Annotated in this window: 11 protein-coding genes; 3 read left to right on the forward strand and 8 right to left on the reverse strand. The window is 66.8% G+C overall.

Annotation, left to right across the window (positions count from 1 at the left end; translation table 11 throughout):
- Positions 1 to 24: 24 nt before the first annotated feature.
- From moeB to ndk, 8 genes are all read right to left on the reverse strand, one after another.
- On the reverse strand, positions 25 to 1161 hold the full coding sequence (gene moeB / locus ABE522_RS03725; RefSeq protein WP_346590543.1) for a molybdopterin-synthase adenylyltransferase MoeB: 1137 nt from the start codon (positions 1159 to 1161) through the stop codon (positions 25 to 27).
- Between the two features lie 76 nt (positions 1162 to 1237).
- The gene (der, locus tag ABE522_RS03730; protein ID WP_101099048.1) at positions 1238 to 2635 is read right to left on the reverse strand and encodes a ribosome biogenesis GTPase Der; all 1398 of its coding nucleotides are present in this window, start codon (positions 2633 to 2635) and stop codon (positions 1238 to 1240) included.
- Positions 2636 to 2651: 16 nt separating this feature from the next.
- Positions 2652 to 3857 (reverse strand): outer membrane protein assembly factor BamB, encoded by a 1206-nt coding sequence (gene bamB / locus ABE522_RS03735; RefSeq protein ID WP_346590544.1) that lies wholly within the window; start codon positions 3855 to 3857, stop codon positions 2652 to 2654.
- A complete protein-coding gene (locus ABE522_RS03740; protein ID WP_346590545.1) occupies positions 3857 to 4495 on the reverse strand; it encodes a YfgM family protein in 639 nt (212 codons plus the stop codon). The genes bamB and ABE522_RS03740 overlap by 1 nt, the downstream gene beginning before the upstream one ends.
- An 80-nt stretch (positions 4496 to 4575) precedes the next feature.
- Positions 4576 to 5448, reverse strand: a complete 873-nt coding sequence (locus ABE522_RS03745; protein WP_346590546.1) for a RodZ domain-containing protein — start codon at positions 5446 to 5448, stop codon at positions 4576 to 4578.
- A gap of 6 nt (positions 5449 to 5454) precedes the next feature.
- A complete protein-coding gene (locus ABE522_RS03750; RefSeq protein ID WP_346590547.1) occupies positions 5455 to 6264 on the reverse strand; it encodes a type IV pilus biogenesis/stability protein PilW in 810 nt (269 codons plus the stop codon).
- Positions 6251 to 7468: a dual-specificity RNA methyltransferase RlmN gene (rlmN, locus tag ABE522_RS03755; protein WP_346590548.1), complete on the reverse strand. Its 1218-nt coding sequence runs from the start codon at positions 7466 to 7468 to the stop codon at positions 6251 to 6253. Before rlmN ends, ABE522_RS03750 begins: the two co-directional genes overlap by 14 nt.
- A gap of 9 nt (positions 7469 to 7477) precedes the next feature.
- A complete protein-coding gene (gene ndk / locus ABE522_RS03760; RefSeq protein ID WP_042615376.1) occupies positions 7478 to 7903 on the reverse strand; it encodes a nucleoside-diphosphate kinase in 426 nt (141 codons plus the stop codon).
- Between the two features lie 248 nt (positions 7904 to 8151).
- On the opposite strand from ndk, the gene ABE522_RS03765 reads away from it, so the two are divergent.
- The 3 genes from ABE522_RS03765 to ABE522_RS03775 all read left to right on the forward strand — a co-directional run bounded on the left by ABE522_RS03765 (position 8152) and on the right by ABE522_RS03775 (position 12514).
- A complete protein-coding gene (locus ABE522_RS03765) occupies positions 8152 to 8832 on the forward strand; it encodes a TetR/AcrR family transcriptional regulator (RefSeq protein WP_346590549.1) in 681 nt (226 codons plus the stop codon).
- A gap of 26 nt (positions 8833 to 8858) precedes the next feature.
- Positions 8859 to 11231 (forward strand): 3-hydroxyacyl-CoA dehydrogenase/enoyl-CoA hydratase family protein, encoded by a 2373-nt coding sequence (locus tag ABE522_RS03770; protein WP_346590550.1) that lies wholly within the window; start codon positions 8859 to 8861, stop codon positions 11229 to 11231.
- A 74-nt stretch (positions 11232 to 11305) separates the two neighbouring features.
- A complete protein-coding gene (locus ABE522_RS03775; RefSeq protein ID WP_042615379.1) occupies positions 11306 to 12514 on the forward strand; it encodes an acetyl-CoA C-acyltransferase in 1209 nt (402 codons plus the stop codon).
- Positions 12515 to 12789: the final 275 nt, after the last annotated feature.

Consider the following 12789-nt stretch of genomic DNA (forward strand, 5'->3'; position numbering starts at 1 on the left):
CGGCGAGCGCAGCGGGCGGGCGGATCAGCGACCCGCGCAGAACGCGGCGTAGTCGGTGTAGCCGGGGAACTCTACGCCCGGCCCACAGACCGCGCACTGCGGGTCGGGGCTGAGCCGGGTTTCGCGGAAGCGCATTTCCAAGGCATCGAAGCGCAGCAGGCGTCCGGTCAGCGGCTCACCGATGCCCAGCAGCAGCTTCAGCACTTCGGTCGCCTGCAGCACGCCGGCCAGGCCCGGCAGCACGCCCAGTACGCCGGCTTCGGCGCAGTTGGGGGCGAACTCCGGCGGCGGGGGCTGAGGAAACAGGCAGCGGTAGCACGGCGCCACACCGCGCTGGCGGCCGGCATCGAACACGCTCACCTGGCCGTCGAAGCGTTCGATGGCCGCGTATACCAGCGGCGTGGCGTGCTTGATGCACGCATCATTGAGCAGGTAGCGCAGCGGGAAATTGTCCGAACCGTCCAACACCACGTCCACGCCTTCCATCAGCGCGTCGATGTTGGCCGAGGTGGCGCGCTCGGCGATCGCTTCGACGGTGATGGAGGGATTCAGCGCCAGCAGGCGCTCGCGCGCCGAGTCGACCTTGAACTGGCCGACCCCGGCTTCGGTATGCACGATCTGCCGGTGCAGGTTGCTGCGCTCTACGCGGTCGTCGTCGACGAAGCGCAGCTGCCCTACCCCGGCGGCAGCCAGATAGAAGCCGGCCGGCGAGCCAAGCCCGCCCGCGCCGAGCACCAGCACGCGCGAACGCTGCAGTTTGCGTTGGCCCGCCTCACCGACCTGCGGCAGCAGCAGGTGGCGCGAATAGCGGTCGAAAAAATCACGGTCTTCGGCAGAGTTTGGCGGCTGGACCAGCGGCAGCTGCTGCAGGCGCCAGGCGACGGTGCCGCCGGTTACCGAGGCGACCTGCGCGTAGCCTGCGGCGTGCAGGAACAGCGCAGCATCGGCTGAGCGTTTGCCGGTCTGGCAGATCAGCAGGATGTCTTGATCCTGGCGTGGCAGGTGCGCGGCCGGATCGGCCTGCAGGTCAGCCAGGGTGATGCCGCGTGCGCCTTCGGCCATGCCGCCGGCGCGCTCGTGCGACTCGCGTACGTCGATCAGCACGGCGCCTTCGGAAAGGCGCTGCAGGGCGAGTTCGGGGGAGATTTCGAGGATGCGCATGGCCGCATTATCGGCCATGCACATCGGGTCGGCACACTGCCGCTGCGCTCGCCGACCGTGGGTCGGCGCTACCGGGTCAGCGGCCCTTGACGTGCTTCATCAGGCGGCGCTTGGCCTTGACCTGGCGTTCGGTCAGCGGGTTCTTCTTGCCTTCGTACGGGTTGGTACCCTCGCGGAAGATGAACTGCACCGGCGTACCGACCAGCTTGAAACGCTTGCGGAAGAAGTTTTCCAGGTAGCGCTTGTAGGTCTCCGACAGCTCCTTCAGGCGCGTGCCGTGCACGATGAAGGTCGGCGGGTTGGCGCCGCCCGGATGCACGTAACGCAGCTTGGACACATGCCCACGGATGGTCGGCGGCGGATTGGCGGTGTAGGCCATTTCCAGCGCCTGGTTCACTTCGCTGGTGCTGAACTGGTGGTTCGCCGAATCGTGCGCGCGGTGGATCGCGTTGAACAGCTCACGCAGCCCGGAGCCGTGCATCGCCGAGATGCGCACCGATTCGGCCCACGGCACGAAGCCCAGGCGCAGCGACAACTGGGTCTCTGCCTGCTCACGCTGGTAGTCGGTCAGTCCGTCCCACTTGTTGATCGCGATGACCAACGCACGCCCGGCATCCAGCACCGCACCGAGCACGGTGGCGTCCTGGTCGGTCACGCCTTCATGCGCGTCCAGCATCAGCACCGCGACCTGGCACTGTTCGATGGCCTGCATGGTCTTGACCACCGAGAATTTCTCCACGGCTTCGTCCACGCGGCCACGACGGCGCAGGCCGGCGGTGTCGATCAGACGGTAGTCCCGGCCCTCGCGTTCCAGGTCCACCGAGATCGAATCGCGGGTGGTGCCCGGCACTTCCGAGGCGATCATCCGCTCCTCGCCGAGGATGCGGTTGACCAGCGTCGACTTGCCCACGTTGGGGCGGCCGACGAAGGCGATGCGCACGCGGTTCGGGTCGTTGTCCATCTCTTCGGCGCTGCCCTCTTCGGGCAGGCGCTCGACGATTTCCTCGAGCAGGTCGTCCAGGCCCTGGCGATGCGCCGCCGAGACGGTCAGCATCTCGCTGAAGCCGTAGCGCGAGAATTCCGCACGCACGGTGTGCTCGTCGGTGCCGTCGATCTTGTTGATCAGCAGCACCTTCGGCTGCTGCTGCTTGCGCAGCCAAGCCAGGATGTCGTCGTCCAGCGAAGAGGTGCCGTCGCGCGCATCAACGACGAAGACGATCAGATCGGCTTCCTCGGCGGCGGCACGGGCCTGGCGCGCGGTGGCGCCGGCCAGGCCTTCTTCCTGTTCGGCGATGCCGCCGGTGTCCACGATCAGGAAGTGATTGTCCTCGTCCAGGCGACAAACACCGTAGTTGCGGTCACGGGTCACGCCGGGCTGGTCATGGACCAGCGCGTCGCGGGTGCGCGTGAGCGCATTGAAGATTGTGGACTTGCCGACATTCGGCCGTCCGACCAGGGCGACCAGGGGCAGCATCGCGTTTACTCCGTAATTAATTGGCCAACCGGAAAGCGGTCAGCTTGCCTTCGATGTTCTGCACCAGCAGGACCCCGTCGGCGACTATCGGTTGGGCCTTGACGGTCCCGCCGGTCTTTGCCCGGGCGGCCATCGCGCCATCGGACTGTTGCAGCCAGTGAACGTAGCCGTCGAAATCGCCGACAACCACGTAATCGCCCTGCAGGGCCGGGCCGGTCAGCTGGCGCCGGGCCAGGCCGGTCTGCGACCAGCTGGCCGCACCGCTCTGCTTGTCCAGGCCGAACACACCGCCCTGGTTGTCGGTGACGATCACATACGAGGAGGACAGCGTGACGCCGCCTGCTCCACCGTGGTCGCGCGTCCACAACGGACGCCCGGTCGGACCTTCGATGGCGATGGTCTGGTTCTTGAAGCTGCTGGCGTACAGCGTGTTGCCTTCCAGCACCGGCGCGCCGTCGACGTCGGCCATGCGATCCAGTTCGGTGCGCCCTTCCGGGTTGCCGACCACCTGGTCCCACAGCGTGCGGCCATCGGCGGCGCCCAGCGCGGCCAGGGTGCCGTCATCGTTGCCGACGAACACCACGCCCGGGCCCTGCACCACCGGCGCGTTGCCGCGCACGGTCAGCATCGGCAGTTCGCGCGGGTTGAACCAGCGCTGGGTGCCGTTGGTGGCGTCGAAGGAGGTGATGCGGCCGTCGTTGCTGCGCACGAACACCATGCCCTGGCCGACGGCCGGGGCGGAAATCACTTCGCCCGGTACCTTGGCGCGCCACTTTTCGGTGCCGTCAGCGGCATCCAGCGCGATCACCTGGCCGTCCAGCGTGCCGATGACCACCAGACCCTCGCCGACGCCCGGACCACCGGAAAGGCGCAGCTTGGGCTTCTTCTTTTCCTTGGCCGGCTCATACGTCCAGACCTTCTTGCCGGTCTGCAGGTCGATGGCATGCACGCCACCGGTGATGGCGGCGGCAAACACGCGGCCGTCGGCAACTGCCGGGCCCTGGCGAACGCCGATGCGCTCCTCGCCCTTGCCCAGGTTGACCGTCCACAGCTTGTCGACCTTGACGGTGGCGTCGAACTTCACCAGCTCGACCGGCTCCTGCAGCTTCTTGGCTTCAGCGTCCTTGCCGGCGAACCAGCCCTTGACCGTGCTGCAACCGGACAGCGCCATGCCGAGCATGGCAACCGTGGCGACCCGCTTGAGGATGACCATCTGACTCATTACACCGACTCCTCGGTCGCCGCGACGGTGCCGCCGGCGTCCATCAACTTGGTTTCCAGCAGGCGCCGCTGCGGCGCTGCCACGTCCAGCGTCTTCAGCGCTTTCTCATACTGCCCACGCGCTTCATCGCGCTTGCCGGCGGCGATGAGGGCATCGCCGTGGATTTCCAGCGAACCCGGATCGGTGGCGTTGCCCAGCAGGGTGATCGCTTCGCTGCCCTTGCCGGTGGCCACCAGCAGGCGCGCGATGCGCTGGTCGACAACATGCTTGAGGTCGCCTTCCACGTTCACCGCGCGCAGCGTCGCCAGCGCCTCATCGTTCTTGCCCGCTTCCACCTGCGCCTTCGCCAGCTGCAGCGCAGCCAGTTCGGAATAGATGTTGGACGGACCGGCGTCGAGCGCCTTGACCGCCTTGCCGGCGTCGTCGAGCTTGTTTTCCTGGATGCCCTTGAGCACTTTCTGGTATTCGACGTTGGCCGAAGCCAGCTTGTTGCCGTGCTCCTGCTGCCAGTAGCCCCAGCCCCAGATGGCACCCACGGCGATCACTACGCCGCCGATGATGCTCAGGCCATTCTTCCGCAGCCAGGTGCGGACGCGTTCACTTTGTTCGTGCTCGTCGAGCAGGTCGTCGATCGCCATGCGTACTCTCGCCCTACCCGAGCCGGAGACAAGCTCGCCGGGGAGGACTGTTCAATGGGTTGTGGATTCCGGTCCGGGCCTCAGTTTGAAACCGGGACCACGGAGCCCTCAGAGGATACCGTAAAGCGTGCGACGTTGGCTCGCCGATACGGGCCAAGGTCGATGATGGCGCCGTTCTGCTGAACCTGCACCTGTGCGGCATTGCCCAGCACCACCCGGCCGACCTGGCCCGGGGTGAAGCTGCGCGACTGGCCCGCCTGGACCAGCGCCTTTTCCACCGTACTGCCGTCCGGGGCGGTGACTTCGATCCAGCTGTCGCCGCTGAACTGAAGGCCGAGTGCGCCCTTGCCCGCGGCCGGTTCACTGGCGGCGGCGGGACGCGGTACCGGCGTCAGCGAGGCCATGTAGGGCTGGGCGGCCGGCCTGGCCGGCGCAGCGGCCGGGGTTGCCACGCCGGTAGCTGCCTCGTCGTTGCGCGGCGGGGCGACCGCCACGGTCGCCGGAATCACGTCCAGCGACGCGGTGCTCGGTCCCTGCCCGTCCGCATCCAGATGGCTGCGGGTGGCGAACCACACCGGTACCGCCAGCGCGGCGGTGATGCCCACGTAGAGCAGGCGGCGGCCGATGCTTTCGGCGATGCGACGCGCACGTGGCGTGTGGGTGTGGCTGACCAGGGTCGGCGGCACGATCGGGCCCACCTGCGCCTGTTCCAGCACCTCGCCCACATCCACGCCCAGCAGCCGCGCATAGCTGCGCAGCTGGCCGCGGACGAACACCGGCGCGCCCAGGCGCTGCCATTGTTCTTCTTCCAGCGAACGCACCACCTGCGCCGGCATGTGCAGGCGGTGGGCCACATCGTCGAGCGTCAGTCCTGCCGCTTCACGGGCCTGGCGGAGGCGTTGGCCACAGCCGGCTGCCGTCTCGAAAGCGTTCACGGTCTGGTTGTCAGTCACAGTGCTTCAACCCTTGGAATTGAGGTCCGCTTCCTGCGGAAATTCCTGTCGAATCCGCTGCTGGTAGCGCTCAGCGGCTCGCTGATCACCCAGTCGCGTCTCTATTTGCGACGCCAGTTGTAACACGGAACGCGTTGGCGGTGCAGCCGCGAGCCGGCGCTCGGAGAACGCGCGGGCTTCCATGTAACGGCCATTGTCGAACGAAAGCTGGGCCATGGCATCCAATGCCTGGGCATCGCGCGGGTCCTGTGCGAGCGCCGCGCGCAGGTAGCGCTCGGCAGGCACCGGCTGCTTGGCCCGGAGCGCGCACGCACCCGCATTGGACAAGGCAACGCCAGGACTGGAGTAACCAGGCGCTGCGATGGCACGCTCGAACATGCCGAGCGAGGATTCGGCTTGGCCGTGGTCGCACATCCAGGCCGCGTAGTTGTTGAGCACGTCGCCGCGCTCCGGGGCCTGTGCCACGGCCCGCTGCAGCAGCTCACCGGCGCGCCCACCCTCGCCACGACGATCGGCGATGGCAGCCAGCAGCAGCAGCGCGTCGGGACGATCGGGCATGAGCTTCTGCGCGGCACGCGCACGCTTTTCCGCCGAGTCCAGCTTGCCGCTACCGAAGTCCGACCCGGCCAGGGTCAGCTGGCTCTGGTACTGGTGCAGCTTGCGGATACGGCCGTCATCCTGGGCCACGTAGGTGGGCGCCACCGCCAGCTGCGCCTTGGGCAGTTTGACGCCCTTGGAACCGCTGTTGCAGGCGGCCAGCGCCAACGCACACAGCGCAGCGAAGGCCAGGGTCGACGCGCGGTCAGGCCGCTGCATCACGCCCGGCGCCTTCCTTGATGGCCTTGTCGAGCGTCTTGTTGAACTCGGCCTGGCGGCGGGTGCGATCCATCACCTGCCCCTTCAACTGGCCACACGCCGCATCGATGTCATCACCGCGCGTGCGGCGCACCATGGTCAGCACGTTGCTGTCCAGCAGGATGGTCTGGAACGCACGGATCTGCACATCGTCCGAGCGCTCGTAGCGGGTGCCCGGGAACGGGTTGAACGGAATCAGGTTGATCTTGCCCGAGCCCTTGGCCTGCACCGCGTTGTCGAACTGGCGCATCAGACGGGCCAGTGCACGGGCGTGCTCGGGCTGGTCGTTGATGCCCTTCATCAGGGTGTATTCGAAGGTCACCGATTCGCGGCGCTTGTTGGCGCGCAGGTAGCGCGCGCAGGAGGCCATCAGATCGGCGATCGGGTACTTCCTGTTGAGCGGCACCAGCGTCTCGCGCAGCTCGTCGGTCGGCGCATGCAGCGAAACGGCAAGCGACACGTCGCTTTCGGTGGACAGGCGGTCGATCTGCGGCACCAGGCCGGAGGTGGACAGCGTCACCCGCTTGTTGGCCAGGCCGTAGCCCAGGTCATCGCGCATCACGCTCATGGCACGCACGACGTTGTCGAAATTCATCAGCGGCTCGCCCATGCCCATCATCACCACGTTGGTGAGGCGGCGCTGCTTGTGCGGGATGTTGCCCAGGTGGCGCGCGGCGACCCACACCTGGCCGATGATCTCGGCGGTGGACAGGTTGCGGTTGAAGCCCTGGGTGGCGGTCGAACAGAAGGTGCAGTTCAGCGCGCAGCCGACCTGCGAGGACACGCACAGCGTGCCGCGGTTCTTGTCCGGGATGTAGACCGCTTCGATGGCGTTCTTGCCATCGGTGCCCATCGCCAGCAACCACTTGTGGGTGCCGTCGGCGGACGGTTTTTCGAACACGATGTTCGGGACCAGCACCTCGGCATGTTCCTGCAGCTTGGCGCGCAGGTTCTTGCCGAGGTCGGTCATCTCATCGAAGTCGGTGACGTAGTGGTGGTGGATCCACTTCATCACCTGGTGGGCCCGGAACTTCTGTTCGCCCAGTTTCTCGACGAAAAAGCGCTCCAGGCCCGCGCGATCGAGGTCGAGCAGGTTCTGCTTGCCAGCCGTGGGCGCCGACTTCGGCAGCGGCTGGATGGCGGGTGTCTGTACGACCTCGTTCACGTCGACCTCTTAGCGGGAAACCACTTCGGTAGCGGCAAAGAAATAAGCGATTTCGTTGGTGGCGTTCTCGACCGAGTCCGAGCCGTGGGCGGCGTTGGCATCGATGGATTCAGCGAAATCGGCGCGGATGGTGCCCGGCGCAGCTTCCTTCGGGTTGGTGGCACCGAGCAGGTCACGGTGGGCCAGCACGGCGTTCTCGCCTTCCAGGGCCTGGATCATCACCGGGCCGGAGATCATGAACTCGACCAGTGCGTTGAAGAACGGACGCTCGCGGTGCACGGCGTAGAAGCCTTCGGCTTCGCGGCGCGACAGCTGCTTGTACTTGGCGGCGACGACCTTCAGGCCAGCCTTCTCGAAGCGGGCGTAGATTTCACCGATGACGTTCTTGGCAACGGCGTCCGGCTTGATGATCGAAAGGGTGCGCTCCAGCGCCATGGTGGTATCTCCGAAAGTCCGGGCCACTCAAGGCCCGAGGGTAACATGAAAAAAACCCGCGTCAAAACGCGGGCTTAGCCTGATAAACGTGCGCGGATTGTAACGCCTCGCTCCCCAGCACGGTAGCCCTGGCCATTCATGTAATGCATGTTGATGAACGCCGACATCGACATGCTGCGCCGCACAATGCACTGGCCCCTGGCCGGGTCTAATATCAAACAATCGTTTGATTGAACCTGTCCCGTCCCATGGCCAAACCCGCCCACTTCTCCACCAAGGACCGCATTCTCGGCGCTGCCGAGGCGCTGTTCGCGCTGCATGGCTTTGCCGGGACCTCGCTGCGCCAGGTGACCACCCAGGCGGACGTGAACATCGCGGCGGTCAACTACCACTTCGGCTCCAAGGAAAACCTGGTCAACGAGGTGTTCCGCCGGCGCATGGACGAAATGACCGCCGCGCGCATGGGCCAGCTCGAAAAGGCCCGCAGCGACCATCCCGGCGAACTGCGGCCGGTGCTGGCCGCCTTCGTCGAGCCGGCGCTGGCAATGGCCCAGGACCGCCAGAGCGGTGGCGCCTTCGTGCGGGTGATCGCCCGCGCCTACGCCGAAAAGAACGACAACCTGCGCCGCTTCCTTTCCGACCACTACGGTCATGTGCTGCGTGATTTCGGCCGCGCCATCGCCGGTTGCGTGCCGGGCCTGAGCAAGGAGGAGCTGTACTGGCGGCTGGACTTCCTGGCCGGTTCGCTGACCTACGCCATGGCCGATTTCGGGCTGATCAAGCGTCCCGCCGGTGTCACCGAAGAGGCCCATCGTGCACAGGCCGCCCAGGAACTCATCCACTTCGCCGAGGCCGGTTTCCGCGCCGCGGCACGCAGCGAAGGCCGTTCCACGCCTTCGACCCCTGCCCCCTCCCTTTCCACCCAGTAACTGCTGACCAACCAAGGCTTATCGACATGTCCAATTCCCTGCCAGTCCGCCGCGCCGCCGTGCTGGGTGCCGGCGTCATGGGTGCCCAGATCGCCGCCCACCTCACCAACGCCGGTGTCGACACCGTGCTGTTCGACCTGCCCGCCAAGGAAGGTCCCGCCGACGGCGTGGTGATCAAGGCGATCGCCAACCTGACCAAGCTGAGCCCGGCGCCGCTGGCCAGCAAGTCCTACGCCGAAGCGATCACCCCGGCCAACTACGAGACGGGCCTGGAACAGCTGCGCGACTGCGACCTGATCATCGAGGCCATCGCCGAGCGCATGGACTGGAAGCAGGACCTGTACAAGAAGATCGCCCCGTTCGTGGCCGACCACGCCGTGCTGGCCTCCAACACCTCGGGCCTGGGCATCAACAAGCTCGCCGACGTGCTGCCCGAGCAGCTGCGCCACCGCTTCTGCGGCGTGCACTTCTTCAACCCGCCGCGCTACATGCACCTGGCCGAACTGATCCCGGCCAGCACCACCGATGCGGCGGTGCTGGAAGGCCTGGAAGCGTTCCTGGTCACCACCCTGGGCAAGGGCGTGGTGTACGCCAAGGACACCCCGAACTTCATCGGCAACCGCATCGGCGTGTTCTCGATCCTGTCCACCATCCACCACACGCAGGAATTCGGGCTGGGCTTCGACGAAGTCGACGGCCTGACCGGCCCGCTGGTCGGCCGCCCGAAGTCGGCGACCTACCGCACCTCCGACGTGGTCGGCCTGGACACCATGGCGCACGTGATCAAGACCATGGGCGACACCTTGCCGAATGATCCGTGGCACGCGTTCTTCAAGTCGCCGAAGTGGCTGGACGCGCTGATTTCCAAGGGCGCACTGGGCCAGAAGACCGGCGCCGGCATCTTCCGCAAGGTCGGCAAGGACATCGTGGTGCTGGACCTGGAAAAGCAGGACTACCGTCCGGCCGACCGCACCGCCGCCCCGGAAGTGGTCGAGATCCTGAAGATCAGGAACCCGGCCGAGAAGTTCGCCAAGCTGCGCGAAAGCCAGCACCCGCAGGCGCAGTTCCTGTGGGCGACCTTCCGCGACCTGTTCCATTACAGCGCTTACCACCTGGCCGACATCGCCGAGACCGCGCGCGACGTCGACCTGGCGATCCGCTGGGGCTACGGCTGGTCGCTGGGCCCGTTCGAAACCTGGCAGGCCGCTGGCTGGAAGCAGGTAGCGCAGTGGATCGCCGATGACATCGTGGCCGGCAAGAGCATGAGCAGCGCGCCGCTGCCGGACTGGGTGTTCGACGGCCGCGATGGCGTGCACGCCGCCGAAGGCAGCTACAGCCCGTCGCGCAATGCCAAGCTGCCGCGCTCGGCGTTGCCGGTGTACCAGCGCCAGCGCTTCCCCGATCCGCTGCTGGGCGAGACGTTCGCCCCGGGCGAAACCGTGTTCGAAAACGACGGCGTGCGCATGTGGCACGACGGCGACGGCATCGCGGTGGTCAGCTTCAAGACCAAGATGAACACCGTGTCCGACCACGTGCTCGATGGCCTGCAGGAAGCGATCAAGCGCGCCGAGCAGGGCTTCCAGGGCCTGGTGATCTGGCAGCAGAAGGAGCCCTTCTCCGCCGGTGCCGACCTGGCCGGCGCGCTCGGCCTGCTGCAGGCCGGCAAGGTCGAGCAGTTCGAAGAAATGGTGCACAACTTCCAGCGCACCAGCCAGGCGATCAAGTATTCGCTGGTGCCGGTGGTGACCGCCGTGCGCGGCCTGGCCCTGGGCGGCGGCTGCGAATTCCAGATGCACAGCGCCAAGAGCGTGGCCGCGCTGGAAAGCTACATCGGCCTGGTCGAGGCCGGGGTCGGCCTGCTGCCGGCCGGTGGTGGCCTGAAGGAACTGGCCGTGCGTGCCTCGCAGGCGGCCGGTCCGGGCGGCGACGTGTTCGCCGAGCTGAAGAAGACCTTCGAAACCGTCGCGATGGCCAAGGTGTCCAACTCGGCGGTCAACGCCCAGGAACTGGGCCTGATGCGGGCCACCGACAAGGTGGTGTTCAACAGCTACGAAGCACTGCATATCGCCAAGGCCGAAGTGCTGGCGCTGGCCGAAGGCGGCTACCGCCCGCCGATGCCGGCACGCCGCATCCAGGTCGCTGGTGACGTCGGTATCGCCACCTTCAAGATGATGCTGGTCAACATGCTGGAAGGCCGCTTCATCAGCCCCTACGACTACGAGATCGCCGTGCGCATCGCCACCGTGCTGTGCGGTGGCGAAGTGGACCGCGGCACGCTGGTGGACGAAGAGTGGCTGCTGACCCTGGAGCGCAAGCACTTCGTCGAACTGGCCCAGCAGGAGAAGACCCAGGCCCGCATCGCGCACATGCTGAAGACCGGCAAGCCGCTGCGTAATTGATCGCCCCTCCCTGCTTTCGGTGGGTGCCGACCGTTGGTCGGCACTCCTGCTAAAAATTTCGAGAGATCACTGCAATGACCAAGCAAATCCAGGACGCCTACATCGTCGCCGCCACCCGTACTCCGGTCGGCAAGGCGCCCAAGGGCGTGTTCCGCAATACCCGCCCCGATGACATGCTGGCCCACGTACTGCGCTCCGTGGTCGCGCAGGCGCCGGGCATCGACGTCAACCGCATCGACGATGCGATCATCGGCTGCGCCATGCCCGAAGCCGAGCAAGGCATGAACGTGGCGCGCATCGGCGTGCTGCTGGCCGGCCTGCCGGACACCATCGCCGCGCAGACGGTCAACCGCTTCTGCTCCTCCGGCCTGCAGGCGGTGGCGATGGCCGCCGACCAGATCCGCCTGGGCAATTCGGACCTGATGCTGGCAGGTGGCACCGAGTCGATGTCGATGGTGCCGATGATGGGCAACAAGATCGCCATGGCGCCGAGCGTGTTCGACAACGACCACGTCGCCATTGCGTACGGCATGGGCATCACCGCCGAGAAGGTCGCCGAGGAATGGAAGGTGTCGCGCGAGGAGCAGGATGCCTTTGCCCTCGCCTCGCACCAGAAGGCGATCGCGGCGATCCAGAACGGCGAATTCAAGGACGAGATCAGCCCCTACGACGTGCGCACCCGCCAGCCGGACCTGGCCGACGGCCGCCGCATCATCACCCGCGACAAGGTGGTGGATACCGACGAAGGCCCGCGCCTGGATTCGTCCGCTGAAGGCCTGGCCAAGCTGCGCCCGGTGTTCCGCAACGGCCAGTTCGGCGGCACCGTCACGGCGGGCAACTCCTCGCAGATGAGCGATGGCGCCGGTGCGGTGCTGCTGGCGTCGGAGCAGGCGATCAAGGATTACGGCCTGACCCCGTTGGCGCGTTTCGTCAGTTTCTCCGTGGCCGGTGTGCGCCCGGAAGTGATGGGCATCGGCCCGATCGCCGCGATTCCCAAGGCCCTCAAGCAGGCCGGCCTGAGCCAGGACCAGCTGGACTGGATCGAGCTCAACGAAGCCTTCGCCGCGCAGTCGCTGGCGGTGATCCGCGATTGCGGCCTGGACCCGTCCAAGGTCAACCCGCTGGGCGGGGCGATCGCGCTGGGCCATCCGCTGGGCGCCACCGGTGCGATCCGTACCGCGACCCTGCTGCACGGACTGCGTCGCCGCCAGCAGAAGTACGGCATGGTGACGATGTGCATCGGCACCGGCATGGGTGCGGCGGGCATCTTCGAATCGCTGTAAGGGGTTGTGGTTGCCGGGGCTGCGCCCCGGCACCCTGCTTTAGCCAGAGCCAGAGCAACGGCAACTGCTGCAGGGCTGTGTGTTTGGCGGGGCGGGGTGGGTTCGCGGGAATCGCCGTGAATCCGTCCATGGAGGCTCGCCATCCGCATCCATGCGGATGAGCGTTCCCGCCAACCCACCCCGCCCCACCTTCGACAGGTCCATGGTGGCCTTGGGTGCGGCGCCCCCAGGTAGGGGGGAAGTTGCCCCCCCCAGCCCCCCGCGCGCCCCGCCCC

The sequence above is a fragment of the Stenotrophomonas lacuserhaii genome (assembly GCF_039674585.1).
GTDB classification, from domain to species: Bacteria; Pseudomonadota; Gammaproteobacteria; order Xanthomonadales; family Xanthomonadaceae; genus Stenotrophomonas; species Stenotrophomonas pennii_A.